Origin of the sequence: Aeromonas sp. Y289-2 (genome assembly GCF_027705925.1) — a bacterium.
Classification (GTDB): Bacteria; Pseudomonadota; Gammaproteobacteria; order Enterobacterales; family Aeromonadaceae; genus Aeromonas; species Aeromonas veronii.
Genome location: NZ_JAPDCH010000002.1, coordinates 375,916 through 391,554, shown reverse-complemented (window position 1 = coordinate 391,554; position 15,639 = coordinate 375,916). Strand labels below are relative to the sequence as shown.

Below are 15,639 nucleotides of genomic sequence, written 5' to 3'. Positions count from 1 at the left end.
GCCATCCTTGATAGAATTAGCAGTTTGTCGTTTTTTGCAGATTTCTCGCCAAGGGCCTGAAACGGAGAGCGTTGAACAGGCGATGTGCTGGTGATGAGCGGCCATCTGGCCGGGCTCAATAGTCATCATCCGGTTCGGCCAGATCGATCACATCCAGCTGGATGACCTGTTCATTTTCGCTTTCGGTGTGGCAAGGGGTGTCGTGAGGAACGGAATAAAGCGTAACGGCGGGTGCGAAATCGGTGTTCTGGTTCATGCCTGGTCCTGTGTTGCACTCAAGCCGGACAGTGATCCCTTCACTCGTGTTTCCACCTCCCTGTGTTGTCTACCGGCGGAAAGTTGCGCATCTTAATGAGTTCGGCAAAAAGATTCAAGTGGTTCTGAGTGTTTTTTGTGCTTTATAGGTAGGCATCGTCAGGAGGATAAATTGGAGGCAAAAAAATAGCCCAGTCGTTTGACTGGGCTATTCTCGGGGAAAATGGTCGGTGTGAGAGGATTCGAACCTCCGACCCTCTACACCCCATGCAGATGCGCTACCTGGCTGCGCTACACACCGACGGAGTCAGACTCGGCTGACGGGGAGGAAGTCTAATAGCATGGCCAAACGGGTGCAACTCCTTTTTTATCATAGAGATGCCGATTGCTTCTTTATTGCTCAGTCGGGATGCGGCTTGGGTCTGACGTGCAGATTTGGCATAATCGCCGCCCTGTCACCGCGAGCTATCATGCCTGCTATCTATGGAATTATCTGACAGATGTGGATAGCTGGAATGCAAACAGCACAATTGAACAAGATAAAGAGGGGATGGGCGTGAAACCATCAGAGGTCCCAGAAATACCGAGTCAGGCACAGAGTCAAACCGAGCAGGACGAACAGTGGATGCGCCATGCCATGGCATTGGCCACCCGGGCCGAAGGGATTGGCGAGATCCCGGTCGGAGCCGTACTGGTGCTGGATGGTCAGGTGGTGGGAGAGGGGTGGAACCGCTCCATCAGCGAACACGATGCCTGTGCCCATGCCGAGGTGATGGCGATCCGGGCGGCGGGCAAGCAGCTGGCGAACTACCGCCTGCTCGACACCACTCTTTATGTGACGCTGGAGCCCTGCTGTATGTGTGCTGGTGCGCTGATCCATAGCCGGGTCAAGCGGGTGGTTTACGGCGCCCGAGACCTCAAGACCGGTGCCGCGGGATCGGTGTTCGAGATCTTGCAGGACCCGCGACACAATCACAGCGTCGAGCTGACCGGCGGTGTGCTGGCCGATGTTTGCTCGGCCCAGTTGTCGGCCTTCTTCAAGCGCCGCCGCGCCGAGAAAAAGGCGGCCAAACTGGCGCTGCAACAATCAAACGATATCCTTTCCTGAATCATTCGGGGGCAGCGTAGGCTGCCCTTGCTGATTATCAGCATAAATATTCCTTTATAAACAATATATTACGCTCGCAAGTCTTCTAAGGGATCCCTGCCCATTCTTCCGTTAACAACCTCAGTTAAAGCGTTCTCGATGTAACAAAACTGTCATGCAACCGCCATATAATGCCGCGAAGCCTAGCTTACATTGAGGTCTTGCATGTCATTGGAATCGTTAAACCTGGTCATGGCGGGCAGTAGAAAACGCCGGATCAAGGATAAATTGGCCAAATATGGCGTCACCACAGGCGGAGCCCTGGTACTGGTGGCGCTGCTGCTTATCTTCTTTTATCTGCTCTATGTGGTGAAACCCATCTTCAATGGCGCCTCCATGGAGCCGACCGCCTCGTTTACCCTGCCTGCCGCAGGGAAGACCGCCTGGCTCGGCGTGGAAGAGCAGAACGAGATCGGCTATCGCTTCAGCGATAAAGGGCAGGTCAACTTCTTTGCGGTGCAGGGAGATGACAAGATCAAGGTCGGCCAGTCACTGGGTCAGGCCCAGGTTGCTGGTGACATCACCACGGTAGCGACCCCAGCTCCTGGTCAGCGGCTGATCGCCTACGGCTTTGCCGATGGCAAGGCGCAGGTCGTCCAGCCAGCATTCAAGGTCTCCTATCCCAACGATGTGCGGGTGATTGAGCCCAGCCTGCAATATCCCTTCGGCGAAGAGCCTGTGGTGATCGACCCGCAAGGGAAGGCGCTGCAACTGATGGTGTTCGAAGCCACCAAGGACAAGATGGCGACCGCCGCCGTGACCGAAGATGGTCGTGGTGTGATGACTGTGATGAGCGGTGAGGAGAACTTCATCTCCGGGGAGATTGAGTGGAGCAGTGAAAACTACACGATTCCCTCCCTGCCGCGCCATGTGGATCAGATGTTGCTGACCCCCAATCTGCGGATCCTGTTCGTGCGCGAGGGCAATCGCCTCTCCGTCTATGACATTCATAACCTGAGCGAAATCTCCCTGCGCAACGTGCTGGAGATCAATGCCCCCAACGCCAATGTGACCCGGGTTCAGCTACTCTCCGGCGCCTCTTCACTGCTGGTGGGCAATGACAACGGCGTCATCTCCCAGTGGTTCGAAGTGGCAAAGGATGGCAAACGCCAGTTCACCCAAATTCGTGACTTCAAGGGCGATGGCGCGGTAGATCTGCTGACTCCCGAGCACTTTCGCAAAGGCTTCATCAGTGCCGACAAGGACGGCATCATCAGCTTCTTCCACGCCACCGGCGAGACCAAGCTACTGACCGAGACGGTGGAAGGGGGCGAGCTCTCTGCTCTGGCCATCTCCCCCCGTCACAACCTGTTGCTGATGCAGCAAGGGGAGACCTTCAAGCTTTTCTCGGTGGAGAACGATCACCCCGAGGTGACCTGGTCGGCCCTCTGGCAGAAGGTATGGTATGAAGGATATCCGGAGCCCCAGTATGTGTGGCAATCCACCTCCGCCAGCAACGACTTTGAAGCCAAGCTGAGCCTGGTGCCGCTGGTATTCGGTACCCTGAAAGCCTCTTTCTACGCCATGGTGTTTGCTGTGCCGCTCGGCGTGGCCGGTGCCATCTATACCGCCTACTTCATGTCGGCAGGGCTGCGCAAATACGTCAAGCCGACGGTCGAGATCATGGCAGCGCTGCCTACCGTTATCCTGGGCTTCCTGGCGGGTCTGTGGCTGGCGCCCATCATCGAGGGTGCGTTGCCCGGGGTGATCCTGCTGCTGATATTGCTGCCGATGGGGATGCTGCTGACTGCATTGCTCTGGAACTATCTGCCGGAGCGCGGCAAGTCCTGGCTGCCGGAGGGGTGGCACGCCATCCTGCTGATCCCGGTGCTGCTGCTGATTGGCTGGGGGGCCTTCGCCCTGAGCCCGCTCATCGAGAATGCCTTTATGCACGGCGATTCGCGCATCTGGCTGACTCACGAAATGGGCATCAAGTTTGACCAGCGCAACTCGCTGGTGGTCGGTATCGCCATGGGCTTCGCGGTCATCCCCACCATCTTCTCCATCGCTGAAGATGCGGTCTTCTCGGTGCCCAAGCACCTGACCCAGGGCTCGCTGGCGCTGGGGGCCACCCCGTGGCAGACCCTGAGCCGGGTGGTGATCCTCACCGCCAGCCCGGGCATCTTCTCTGCGGTGATGATGGGCCTTGGCCGCGCCGTGGGCGAGACCATGATCGTGCTGATGGCTACCGGCAACACCCCCATCATGGACTTCTCCATGTTCCAGGGGCTGCGCACCCTCGCCGCCAACATCGCGGTGGAGATGCCGGAATCGGAAGTGGGCAGCTCCCACTATCGGGTACTGTTCCTCGCGGCCTTCGTCCTGTTTGTGTTCACCTTTTTGTTCAACACCCTGGCCGAGTTTGTCCGTCAGCGGTTGCGTGAAAAATACAGCTCGATGTAAGGGGCGACTCTGTAATGGACAAGGAATCGACAATGGGTAAGTGGTTTAAATCAGGGGCCCCCTGGATCTGGATGACCGGCGGTGCCGTCAGCCTGAGTCTGGTGGCGGTACTGGGTCTGCTGCTGCTGATCGGCTGGCGTGGTCTGGTCTACTTCTGGCCGCACCCCATCTATGAGTGGCAGCTGGAAGACGCCAGCGGCAACAAGAGCGTACTGATCGGCGAGATCAACGATCGCGAGCAGGTTCCGGTGGAGCGACTGCGCGCCGCAGGTCTGCCACTGGAAGGGGAAGAGCGCGAGCTGCTGACCCGCTATCTGGTCAAGACCGGCAACCGTGAGTTCGTTGACCTCGATTTTCGCTGGGTGCTGGAGACGGACATCAAGTCCCAGAGCCAGCCAGCCGAGCTGGCCATGGTTGAGCGTGCCACCAACGGCAACTTCTATGGCTATATCGTCGGGGTGAAAGAGGATGGCCGCGAGCTCACCTCTGATCTGCATCCTGCCCTGCAGCGGGTGCTGGCGCGAGCCAATGCCCTCTCCGAGCAGGCCAACGATCTGCAAAAAGGGGACATCGGCAGCATCAACTATCAACTGGAGCGGCTGCGCCTGAAAGAGCGTAAGGCCGAGCTGGATGACAAGCTGACCGATCAGCTCAAAGCCGAACTGGCCAGCGAGCGTCAGGCCCTCAACGATCGCTATCAGGTGCTGGAAAAAGAGCTCTTTTCACTACGTAGCCAAGCGGACCGTGACGCCATCACCGTCAAGGATATGCGTGGCGAGCTGGTGACCATGCCGATGTCCAAGGTACTGGACGTGGTATGGCCCAACGACATGAGCCTGCTGGCCAAGGTGGGTCACTGGTTCCACCAGATCGGCAAGTTCGTCTCTGACGATCCCCGTGAAGCCAACACCGAGGGCGGGGTGTTCCCGGCCATCTTCGGCACCGTGTTCATGGTGTTCCTGATGGCGATCATCGTGACCCCGCTGGGGGTGGTAGCGGCAGTCTACCTGCACGAATATGCGGGCAAGAACAGTCTGACCAAGATCATCCGCATTGCGGTGATCAACCTGGCGGGCGTGCCCTCCATCGTTTACGGCGTGTTTGGTCTGGGCTTCTTCGTCTACACACTCGGCGGTTCGTTAGACCAGCTGTTCTACCCGGAAGCGCTGCCGAGCCCGACCTTTGGCTCACCCGGCGTGATTTGGTCGGCGCTGACCCTGGCTATCCTGACCCTGCCGGTGGTGATCGTCTCCACCGAAGAGGGGCTGGCGCGGATCCCGAGCACCATCCGTCAGGGCTCGCTGGCACTGGGCGCGACCCAGGCCGAAACCCTGTGGCGCATCGTGCTGCCGATGGCGAGCCCGGCCATCATGACCGGCCTTATTCTGGCGATTGCCCGTGCGGCCGGTGAAGTGGCGCCGCTGATGCTGGTGGGGGTGGTGAAACTGGCACCGACCCTGCCGATGGATGGCAACTTCCCGTATCTGCATGTGGAGCGCAAGTTCATGCACCTGGGTTTCCACATCTATGACGTCGGCTTCCAGAGCCCCAACGTCGAGGCGGCCCGCCCGCTGGTCTACGCCACCTCCTTCCTGCTGGTGACGGTGATCGTGGGTCTGAACCTGACCGCTATCGGTATTCGTAACCACTTGCGCGAGAAATTCCGGTCGCTGGAGCATTAATCCGGCGCCGCTTGAGTGATACAAGAGTGAGATAACAGAGGGGCGGCCGAGCGCGAGCCGCCATCTCTCTGCACCAATACGTGAGGGGCGCCGGCAGCTGTCCGGCCACTCCAGATAGATTTTGAGGTAACAGATGATCAACGTAACGACCACGTCTACCCAGCACACCGCGCTGGACCTGCTCAACCTGACCCCGGAGCAGACCGCGCTGGAGGTGAAGGATCTCAACCTGTACTACGGCAGCAAACAGGCGCTGTTCAACGTCAACATGAAGATCCCCAAAGGGCAGGTGACCGCCTTTATCGGCCCGTCAGGCTGTGGCAAATCGACCCTGCTGCGCTGCATCAACCGGATGAACGATCTGGTGGAGATCTGCCGCATCGAGGGAGAAATCCAACTGCACGGCCATAACATCTATGACAAGAGCGTCGATGTTTCCGCCCTGCGCCGTCAGGTGGGCATGGTGTTCCAGCGCCCGAACCCGTTCCCCAAGTCCATCTACGAGAACGTGGTCTATGGTCTGCGCCTGCAGGGGATCAACGATCGTCGCACTCTGGATGAAGCGGCCGAGCGCTCCCTGCGCGGTGCGGCCCTGTGGGACGAGGTGAAGGATCGTCTGCATGACAACGCCTTCGGTCTCTCCGGTGGTCAGCAGCAGCGTCTGGTGATCGCCCGTGCCATCGCCATCGAGCCGGAAGTGTTGCTGCTCGATGAACCGACCTCGGCGCTCGACCCCATCTCCACCCTCACCATCGAGGAGCTGATCAACGAGCTCAAGAGCCAGTTCACCGTGGTGATCGTGACCCACAACATGCAACAGGCTGCGCGCGTGTCGGATCAGACCGCCTTCATGTATATGGGCGAGCTTATCGAGTACTCGGATACCAACACCATTTTCACCACCCCGGCCAAGAAAAAGACCGAAGATTACATTACCGGTCGTTACGGCTAAGGAGAGGAGAGGATGAATCTCAGCAAACAGATTGGCAGTCGGTTCAACGGCTAAGGCATAATCGGAGCAATCAAGGATTATTTGTATGGACAATATGAACCTCAATAAACACATCTCCGGTCAGTTCAATGCCGAGCTAGAGAGCGTGCGCAACCAGGTGCTGGTGATGGGCGGTCTGGTGGAGCAGCAGCTCACCGACGCCATCGCAGCGATCCACGACCAGGATCTCGATGCGGCCCGCAAAATCGTGGCCAACGACCACAAGGTCAACGCGATGGAAGTGGCGATCGATGAGGAGTGCACCCGCATCATCGCCAAGCGTCAGCCGACAGCCTCCGACCTGCGACTGGTGATGGCCATCATCAAGACCATCACCGATCTGGAGCGCATTGGCGACGTGGCCGACAAGATCGCCCGCATGCTGACCGACAACGCCAACAAGCCGCAGCCGCCGCTGGTGTCTCTGGAGAACATGGGCCGTCGTACCATCAAGATGCTGCACGATGTGCTCGACGCCTTCGCCCGCATGGATCTGGATGCGGCGCTGGCGGTCTACAAGGAAGATGACAAGGTAGACCGCGAGTACGAGTCCATCATTCGCGAGCTGATGACCTACATGATGGAAGATCCCCGCACCATCCCCCAGGTGCTCAACGTCCTGTGGGCGGCGCGGGCCATCGAGCGGGTCGGCGATCGCTGCCAGCACATCTGCGAGTACATCGTCTACTACGTGAAAGGCAAGGATGTGCGCCACACCAAGGCGGATGATCTGGGTACCCTGCTGGGCAAGGGCTAACCGGAAGTGAATAAAAAGGCGCGTGAAGCGCCTTTTTTGTTGCATAACTGGTCGGAGTAAGATAAAGCCCCCAACTGGCTGTTTTCTGATAGAATACTCCCCCTGTGTGAGTCCCGGATGGGCTCACGGTCCGGTCTCCCGGGCCCAGTTTGCCGTCTTGTGCTAAGGCGGGTGTAGCAATAGGTTAATCATGAGTTTTGCCGATAGTTTGTTCTTTTTAATGCTGCTGGTTGGCGGCAGTGTGTTCTTCTCCCTCTCCGAGATTTCTCTCGCCGCGTCTCGCAAAATCAAATTGCAGGTGATGGCGGATGAAGGTAATCGCCAGGCCGAAAAGGTGCTGGCCTTGCAGGCCCAGCCGGGCAACTTTTTCACCGTGGTGCAGATTGGCCTCAATACCGTCGCCATTCTGGGCGGTATCCTGGGTGAGTCTGCCCTCAACCCCGCCATCAAGGGGATTGTCTCTCAGTTCTACCAGGGTCCCTGGCTTGGCGAGATCAGCTCCGGTGCCTCCTTCGTGTTCGTCACCGGCATGTTTATCCTGATCGCCGATCTGATGCCCAAGCGTCTGGCCATGACCATGCCCGAGCAGATTGCCGTGGTGGTGGTGCGCCCCATGCTCTTCTTCGTCACCGTGTTGATGCCGCTGGTGTGGATCTTCAACGGGTTGGCCAACTCCCTGTTCCGTCTGATGCGCGTCTCCACGGTGCGCAACGACGAGATCACCTCCGATGATATCTATGCGGTGATGGATGCCGGTGCCGAGGCGGGGGTTATCCAGCGCGAGGAGCATCAGCTCATCGAGAACGTGTTCGAGTTGCAGTCCCTTGGTGTCACCTCTGCCATGACGGCCCGCGAGAGCCTGATCTATTTCACCCTGCAAGAGAGTGAAGAGAGCATCAAGGCGAAGATCGCCGAACATCCCCACAACAAGTTTCTGGTCTGTGACCACAACCTCGACAGCATCAAGGGCTTTGTCGATGCCAAAGAGCTGCTGATCCGCGTTATCGGCGGCCAGAGCATCGACCTTATCGGTGGCAACCTGGTGCAGAACGTCATCATCATCCCCGATACCCTGAACCTCTATGAGGCGATGGAGTACTTCAAGAATCATCGTGGCGACTTTGCCGTGGTGATGAACGAGTACGCGCTGGTGGTGGGGATTGTCACCATGAACGACCTGATGAGTACCGTCATGGGCGAGTGGGCGACCCACGTGGTGGAAGAGCAGATCGTCCAGCGCGACGAGAACTCCTGGCTGGTGGACGGGGTTACCCCCATCTCCGACGTGATGCGTGCCTTCGATATCGAAGAGTTCCCAGAGAACCAGAACTACGAGACCATCGCCGGCTTTATCATGTATATGCTGCGCAAGATCCCCAAACGCACTGACTCGGTCAAATACGCCGGTTACAAGTTCGAAGTGGTGGATATCGACAGTTACAAGATTGATCAGCTGCTGGTTACCCGGGTCGAACCGGCGGTGGCCGAGAAGCTAGCTCAGGAATCGTAAAAGGAGCGACATAAGAGTCATGAAGATGCAGTCTCATTCCCGTGCGCTGGCCTGTGTCGCGCTCGCCCTGGCACTGGGTGCCTGTAGTCAGAGTGCGCCGCGCAAAGCCACAGTGGCAGCCAAGCCGGTAACCCCCAAGCCTGCCGTGGTGGTGCCGCAGCCGGATCCCGATGCGGTGGTACAAAGCGGCATGGCCGAGCCGAGCCCGGTCTTTGACGAGCAGTATCACGGCCCGGATCAGGGGTCGCTGGAGTCGGTGACCGCCCTGTTTGCTCGTGGCTACATCGAGTCCGCCATGCGCGAGACCATGCTGGCGGCGGTGCACAACGACTATCCGCTGCTCGGCATGCGGGACGTGCGGTTGACCGATCCGGTCTCCAAATTCCTCACCTCCGAGCATGCGGCCACCACGGCCCATGACTACCTCTATGCGGGTGTGCAGCGTCGTCTCGGTCGTCCGCTCAGCCCTGCCCAATGGGAGCAGATCTGGCGCGGTTTGCCGCAGCAGGGTCGGGTCTCCGACTGGGTCAAGCAGATCAAGCGCGTGCTGGCCGGGCGTTAAGTCGCCAGCGGATCAAGATAGTGATGAGGCCACCTTCGGGTGGCCTCTTGCATTTCTGCGTTTGCCTCGCCGTTTGCACGCTGATTTCTGCTGATACTGATTGCCGCCCGTGGCACTTTGTTTTATCTTGTTTTGGCCGTCTAAACATCTATATGTTTTTATGGCTGCATAATAAAAGCGCTTCCCAAGATGAAGCTGGACGATCTGCAGCGATTCGATGCGAAACCGCAGATCAACAAAACAAACAGATAAATACGCAAATAAACAACGCATATAACAAAGAGACACGACAGATGAAAACCAGGGAATTGTGGGTGCTGGATGGGGGCATGGGGCGCGAGCTGGCACGGCGGGGGGCACCGTTTCGTCAACCCGAGTGGTCGGCGCTGGCCTTGATGGAGGCGCCAGAGACGGTGCGTTACGTGCATCAGGCCTATGTGGCGAGCGGGGCCAGAGTCATTACTACCAACAGCTATGCGCTGGTGCCGTTTCATATCGGCGATGAGCGTTTCTTTGCCGACGGGGAGGGGCTGGCAGCGCTGGCTGGTCAACTGGCCCGTGAGGTGGCTGACGAGCAGAAGGGCGCCGTGCAGGTGGCGGGTTCTCTGCCACCGCTGTTTGGCTCCTACCGTGCCGACCTGTTCAAGGCGGACCGGGTGAGCGAGCTGGCGACGCCGCTTATCCGGGCGCTATCCCCTCATGTGGATATCTGGCTGGCCGAGACCATGAGCCTGATTGCCGAGCCACTGGCTCTGAAAGCGCTGCTGCCTGACGATGGCAAGCCGTTCTGGGTCTCCTTCACGCTGGAAGATGAGGCGCCGGGCAACGAGCCGCGACTACGTTCCGGCGAGCGGGTAGCTGATGCGGTGACCGCGCTGGTGGCGGCCGGGGTCGATGCCATCCTGTTCAACTGCTGTCAACCCGAGGTGATTGAGGGGGCGCTCAAGGTGGCAAGTGCTGCGTTGCAGGCAGAGGGTCGCAGCGACATCCGCCTCGGTGCCTATGCCAACGCCTTCCCGCCGCAACCCAAAGAGGCCACCGCCAACGATGGGCTGGACGAGATCCGCGCCGATCTGGGGCCGCTGGATTACCTTGGCTGGGCCGAGCGCTGGCGCGGGGCCGGGGCGAACCTCATCGGCGGTTGCTGCGGTATCGGTCCCGAGCATATTCAGGCGCTGAGCAGCCGGTTGCGCTAAGGAGCTTCCATGAAAGAGAACAAGATTGGGCTCTGGTCTCTCACCGCGCTGGTGTTCAGCTCCATGGTGGGGGCGGGGATTTTCAGCCTGCCCCAGAACATGGCCGAGGTGGCAGGCGCCCGCGCCGTGCTGATCGGTTGGGGCGTGACGGGTGTGGGCATCCTGGCGCTCGCCATGAGTTTTCTCTATCTGTCGCGACTCAGACCGGATCTCGACGGCGGCATCTACAGCTACGCCCGCGCAGGTTTTGGCGAGCTGGTGGGCTTCTTCTCCGCCTGGGGATACTGGCTCTGTGCCACCATCGGCGTGGTGGGCTATCTGGTGATCGCCTTTGCGGCGCTGGGCAGCTTTGTCGATACGCCGGAGCAGATCTGGTTTGGTGACGGCAATACCCTGGCGGCGTTTGTCGGCGAGTCCTGCATCCTTTGGGCGGTGCACCTGCTGGTGGCTCGCGGCGTGCAGCAGGCGGCGCAGTTCAATCTGGTGGCGACCCTGGCCAAGAGCCTGCCGCTGCTGCTGTTTATTCTGTTCGCCTGCTACTGGTTCGATCCGGTCACCTTCGCGGCGGATCAGCAGGGTAGTAGCCTGGCGGTGCCGGTTTCCGAGCAGGTGCGCAACACCATGCTGATCACCCTCTGGGTCTTCACCGGTATCGAGGGGGCGGCGGTGTTGTCGGCCCGCGCCAGAAACCGGCGGGATGTGGGCACCGCCACCGTACTGGGGGTCGTGTTGGCACTGCTGCTCTATGTGCTTATCTCGGTGCTGGCGCTGGGAATATTGAGCCGACCCGAGCTGGCGGCGCTGCCCAACCCCTCCATGGCAGGGCTGATGGCCCAGATGACCGGCTCCTGGGGCAAGCTGCTCATCAGCGTCGGCCTTATCGTCTCGGTGCTTGCCTCCTACGTGAGCTGGACCCTCTTCTCGGCGGAGGTGCCCTTCAGCGCAGCCCGCCACGGCGCGTTTCCCGCCATCTTCCGGCGCCAGAACCGCAATGGGACGCCTATCGCCTCGCTCTGGCTCACCAGCCTGACGGTGCAAACATGCCTGCTGCTGGTGTGGCTGCTCGGCAAGGGTTACACCAGCCTGCTGCTTATCTCCACCTCGATGATCCTGGTGCCTTACCTGCTGATCGGGCTGTTCTTGCTCAAGCTCTCGTTCAGCAGGAAGGGTGAGGGCGGGCAGGGCCGCAGTCTGATGCGGGCGGTGGCGCTGGTGTCGAGCGGTTACGGCTTCTGGCTGCTCTATGCCGCCGGGGTGGAGTATCTGCTGCTGTCGTTGTTGCTCTACGGGCCGGGCTTGCTGCTGTTTCTCTACAGCCGCCGTCAGCTGGGCGCAGATCTTTGCCTGAGTGGTCGCGAGCGGCTGTTGGCCGGAGTGACCTTACTGAGCCTGATCCCCGCCGTCTGGTCGTTTGCCCATCTCTGATATCGAAGAGGTGACTGACCATAAAAGAGAGCGCCACAGTGGCGCTCTCTTGTTATCAGGGACTGGTTATCAGGGGCTTGCTATCCGGGAGTTGCGATTCGGGGCGAAGGCCTAGCGTCTGGCTGGTCCGGCCGGTTTGCCAAACAGCACCGCGAGTTTTTGTCGCCATGGCAGGCCACGGGCGTCACGCAGCATGTCGCGCCACTCATGGAAGGTGAGAGTGAGGGGGTTGAAGCTGTGGATCGGCTTGGTGATGCCAAAGCGACACGGCTCGGCCGGATCTTCTTCGACAAAGGTGCCGAACAGCCGATCCCAGATGATCAGCACCCCGGCAAAGTTGCGGTCTATGTACTTGGCGTTGCTGGCGTGATGCACCCTGTGGTGGGAGGGGGTGTTGAAGAGCCACTCAAGCCAGCCGAGTTTGCCCACTACCTGGGTGTGGACGAAGAACTGGAAGCCCAGACTCAGCAGCACGGTGGCGACCACCGCCTCGGGCGGGAAGCCGATGACAATCATCGGGATCCAGAACAGCCACATGCCGGAGATGGGGTACATCAGGCTCTGGCGAAAGGCGGTGGAGAGGTTGAGCCGCTCCGAGCTGTGGTGCACCACGTGGGAGGCCCACAGCCAGCGCACATGGTGGCTGGTGAAGTGGAACAGCCAGTAACAGAGATCCTGCAGCAGGAAGAGCAGCAATACGCTCCAGAAGGTGAGCTCGATATCGAACAGTCGCCAGCCCCAGAGGGTGTCATACAGATAAGCAATGGCGATGGCCGCCAGGGCATCGCCCCCTTGGTGCATCAGGGCCAGGGCTGCGTTGGCGAACAGATCCCGCCACTGGTAGGTGGCAGTGGGAAAGGCCGCGCCATGTTTGCGCAGGTAGAGCATCTCCCAGCCGATAAAGGCCAGAAAAATCGGGGAGAGGTAGAGCAGAAGCAGTTGCACATCCATATGCGGCCATCCATTCAGAGCAATTGCTCTCCAGCATAAAGGATGGTTTTAATATTTCATTAACATTTTTCAGCCAACGAAGAGATGGCATGAAATATGGCGCGGCAGCAGAGGAAGGCGCGCTGGATGGCTATGCTTGATGCAGGCTTTTTCAGGAGGTGCTGGCTTATGCGCGTCTGGTGTTGCTTGTTGCTGGGGTTGTGCATGATGGCGCACGCCAAGACCCGGGTCGAGATCCTGGCGGATGCCGCCTATCCCCCCTACTCCTGGCAGGAGGGGGAGGAGGTCAGGGGGATCTATGCCGACATCATCCGCGAGGTGACCTCTGCCATGCCTGACTATGAGGTGGTGCTCAAGCCTATGCCGTGGCGGCGCGGTCTGAGCATGGTGGAACAGGGGGCCGCCTTCGCTATTTTTCCACCTTACTACATGCCCGATACCCGCCCTTATATGTGGCCCTACTCCCAGCCGATGCTGGATGAAGAGCTGGTGGTGATGTGCGGCGCCAGTGTGGCAGCCAATACCCCGCAGGCCAGCTTTCCGCTCGACTATCACGCTTTGCGCTTTGGCATGAACGCCGGTTTTGCCGTCGGCGGCGATGCCTTTTGGCAGGCGGTAAAAGAGAAGCAGATCGACGTGGAGGAGGTGAAAAGCAATCGGGAGAACCTGCTCAAGATTGTCCGCGGCCGGGTCGATTGCACCATCAATGATCGCCTCTCCCTGCTCTATGAGTTGCTCAACATGATAAAGGCCGAGCAGCTGGCGGTAGCCGATATGTCCCTGCTCAAACAGGGGCCGGTGCTCAGCAAGGAGCAGGGGTTTCTCGGATACAGCCGCAAGGGGGAGTACCCCTACAAACAGGCCTTTATCGACCAGTTTGACAAGGAGCTCTATCAGCTCAAAAAACGTGACGGGGTGAAAGTGATCGTGGAGCGCTATCTGGGAAAGTCCCCGCGCTGAGCCGATGAGAGGGGCACTCGGGTTCAGCTGGGTTAAGCCTGCTCAGCGTGACACACAAGCAGAGGGACCTTGCGGTCCCTCTTCGTTTATCCAGCAGAGCATGTTGGCTAGAGCACCTGACTGAGGAACTGGCGCAGACGCGGGGAGGGGGGATTGTCGAAGAAGTCTGCAGGTTTTTCATCCACCAGCAGTTCGCCACTCTCCATAAAGAGCACCCGATCAGCCACCTCGCGGGCAAAGCCCATCTCGTGGGTCACCACCACCATGGTCATTCCTTCGCGGGCCAGCCCCTTCATCACATCCAGCACTTCCCCCACCATTTCGGGGTCGAGCGCACTGGTGGGCTCGTCAAACAGCATGATGCGTGGTTGCATGGCGAGCGCCCGGGCGATGGCCACCCGCTGTTGCTGACCGCCGGAGAGTTGGGAGGGATAGCTGGCCGCTTTCACCGACAGCCCCACTTTCAGCAGCAGCGCCTTGGCTCTGTCTTCGGCCTCACGGCGCGACAGGCCACGCACCTTCTGCGGAGCGAGGCAGATATTATCCAGCACCGTCAGGTGGGGGAAGAGGTTGAAGGACTGAAACACCATGCCCACCTCTTCCCGCAGCTTGTTGACATCGCCCGGTTCGGTCAGGCTGATTCCATCGACCACGATATTGCCGTCGTTGATGGTCTCCAGCTGGTTGAGGGTGCGCAGGAAGGTGGACTTGCCCGAGCCGCTGGGGCCGACGATCACCACCACTTCCCCTTCGGCCACCTGGGTGCTGACATTTTTCAGGGCATGCACTTCGCTGCCGTAGAACTTCTCTACGCCGGTCGCCTTGATGATGGGGTCAGTTGCTGCGCGCATATTTCACCTCGAGACGGCGTACCAGAAAAGAGAGGGTGCCGGTGAGCACCAGATAGAGCAGGGCCACGGTAAACCACACCTCGAACGGGCTGAAGGTGGAGCTCACCACCTCGCGCCCCGCCTTGGTCAGGTCGGTGATGGAGATGACCGAGACCAGCGAGGAGTCCTTGATCAGGTTGATGAACTGGCCTGCCAGCGGTGGCAGCACCCGCTTGAACGCCTGCGGCAGGATGACGTAGCGCATGGTCTGGGCGGAGGTCATACCCAGGCTGCGGCCCGCCTCCATCTGCCCCTTGTGGATGGAGCTGATACCGGCGCGGACGATCTCCGCCACATAGGCACCGGTAAAGACCGCCAGTGCCGCGACCCCGGCGGTGAAGCGATCGAGGTTCAGCACGGTACCGATAAAGAAGTAGACAATAAAGATCTGCACCAGCAGCGGCGTACCGCGGATCAGCTCCACATAGGTGATGGCCAGATTGCGCAGGGCCGGATTGGGGGAGAGGCGCGCCAGCCCGGCCAGGGTGCCAAGCAAAATGGCGAAGATGCCTGCCACCAGCGAGAGCTTGACGGTGACCCAGACGCCCCAGGCGATGGGGCCTGCGGTCCAGCTCAGTTGGGTGTCGAGGGTATCGCCACGAAAAACGGTATCCCCTTCGGCGACTTGTACGCCGGTACTGGCAATGGCTTGCCGCACATTGGGGTCGAGATCGTCTTGCAGGAACAGCTTGCCCTTCTCGGCCTCGCTGGTGCTCGCCATCACGGTGCCGTCAAATTCGGCCAGATTATTCTGCTCCGCCTGATAGGCGATGTATTGGGGAATGCGTTCCCAGCGCCAGGTGTAATCCACTGACTGGACAGCCTTGTAGATGCCGAATACGGCAACCAGCAGCATCAGCAGGAAAACCCCATGCCAGAGCAGCTGATTGGGTTGTTTTTCCATCTGTCT

Annotated in this window: 14 protein-coding genes and 1 tRNA gene; 10 read left to right on the top strand and 5 right to left on the bottom strand. The window is 59.5% G+C overall.

The annotated features are described in order from the left end of the window. Window positions 1-115: 115 nt before the first annotated feature. Complete coding sequence (locus OKC43_RS06105; protein WP_236358388.1) at window positions 116-256, bottom strand: hypothetical protein; 141 nt, start codon at window positions 254-256, stop codon at window positions 116-118. A gap of 223 nt (window positions 257-479) precedes the next feature. Continuing rightward, window positions 480-556, bottom strand: a tRNA-Pro gene (locus tag OKC43_RS06100). Window positions 557-805: 249 nt separating this feature from the next. Between OKC43_RS06100 and tadA the strand changes: the two genes are divergently transcribed. From tadA to OKC43_RS06055, 9 genes are all read left to right on the top strand, one after another. Then, entirely contained in the window at window positions 806-1,363 is a 558-nt protein-coding gene (gene tadA, locus OKC43_RS06095) for a tRNA adenosine(34) deaminase TadA (RefSeq protein ID WP_265347389.1), read from the top strand. A 204-nt stretch (window positions 1,364-1,567) separates the two neighbouring features. Then, window positions 1,568-3,805: an ABC transporter permease subunit gene (locus tag OKC43_RS06090; RefSeq protein WP_236358384.1), complete on the top strand. Its 2,238-nt coding sequence runs from the start codon at window positions 1,568-1,570 to the stop codon at window positions 3,803-3,805. Window positions 3,806-3,837: 32 nt separating this feature from the next. Next, window positions 3,838-5,487, top strand: coding sequence for a phosphate ABC transporter permease PstA (gene pstA / locus OKC43_RS06085; protein WP_019446688.1), 1,650 nt, complete (start codon window positions 3,838-3,840; stop codon window positions 5,485-5,487). Window positions 5,488-5,620: 133 nt separating this feature from the next. Continuing rightward, a complete protein-coding gene (pstB, locus tag OKC43_RS06080) occupies window positions 5,621-6,439 on the top strand; it encodes a phosphate ABC transporter ATP-binding protein PstB (protein ID WP_005334102.1) in 819 nt (272 codons plus the stop codon). An 85-nt stretch (window positions 6,440-6,524) separates the two neighbouring features. Beyond that, window positions 6,525-7,235, top strand: coding sequence for a phosphate signaling complex protein PhoU (gene phoU, locus OKC43_RS06075; protein ID WP_005334097.1), 711 nt, complete (start codon window positions 6,525-6,527; stop codon window positions 7,233-7,235). A gap of 190 nt (window positions 7,236-7,425) precedes the next feature. Beyond that, window positions 7,426-8,745 (top strand): hemolysin family protein, encoded by a 1,320-nt coding sequence (locus tag OKC43_RS06070; RefSeq protein WP_270656647.1) that lies wholly within the window; start codon window positions 7,426-7,428, stop codon window positions 8,743-8,745. Window positions 8,746-8,764: 19 nt separating this feature from the next. Next, on the top strand, window positions 8,765-9,307 hold the full coding sequence (locus OKC43_RS06065) for a hypothetical protein (RefSeq protein ID WP_041202118.1): 543 nt from the start codon (window positions 8,765-8,767) through the stop codon (window positions 9,305-9,307). A gap of 293 nt (window positions 9,308-9,600) precedes the next feature. Continuing rightward, window positions 9,601-10,503 (top strand): homocysteine S-methyltransferase family protein, encoded by a 903-nt coding sequence (locus tag OKC43_RS06060; protein WP_270658380.1) that lies wholly within the window; start codon window positions 9,601-9,603, stop codon window positions 10,501-10,503. Between the two features lie 9 nt (window positions 10,504-10,512). Continuing rightward, window positions 10,513-11,928 carry a basic amino acid/polyamine antiporter gene (locus OKC43_RS06055; RefSeq protein ID WP_270656651.1) on the top strand — a complete coding sequence of 472 codons (1,416 nt, stop codon included), beginning with the start codon at window positions 10,513-10,515 and terminating at the stop codon, window positions 11,926-11,928. A 111-nt stretch (window positions 11,929-12,039) separates the two neighbouring features. Here OKC43_RS06055 and OKC43_RS06050 read toward each other — a convergent pair whose 3' ends face one another. Then, entirely contained in the window at window positions 12,040-12,879 is an 840-nt protein-coding gene (locus tag OKC43_RS06050) for a sterol desaturase family protein (RefSeq protein WP_270658381.1), read from the bottom strand. A 168-nt stretch (window positions 12,880-13,047) separates the two neighbouring features. Between OKC43_RS06050 and OKC43_RS06045 the strand changes: the two genes are divergently transcribed. Then, a complete protein-coding gene (locus OKC43_RS06045) occupies window positions 13,048-13,839 on the top strand; it encodes a substrate-binding periplasmic protein (RefSeq protein ID WP_270658382.1) in 792 nt (263 codons plus the stop codon). A 107-nt stretch (window positions 13,840-13,946) separates the two neighbouring features. Here the strand turns inward: OKC43_RS06045 and OKC43_RS06040 are convergent, their stop codons facing one another. Next, complete coding sequence (locus OKC43_RS06040; RefSeq protein WP_120414562.1) at window positions 13,947-14,690, bottom strand: amino acid ABC transporter ATP-binding protein; 744 nt, start codon at window positions 14,688-14,690, stop codon at window positions 13,947-13,949. Then, complete coding sequence (locus OKC43_RS06035) at window positions 14,674-15,633, bottom strand: amino acid ABC transporter permease (RefSeq protein ID WP_270658386.1); 960 nt, start codon at window positions 15,631-15,633, stop codon at window positions 14,674-14,676. The genes OKC43_RS06040 and OKC43_RS06035 overlap by 17 nt, the downstream gene beginning before the upstream one ends. Window positions 15,634-15,639: the final 6 nt, after the last annotated feature.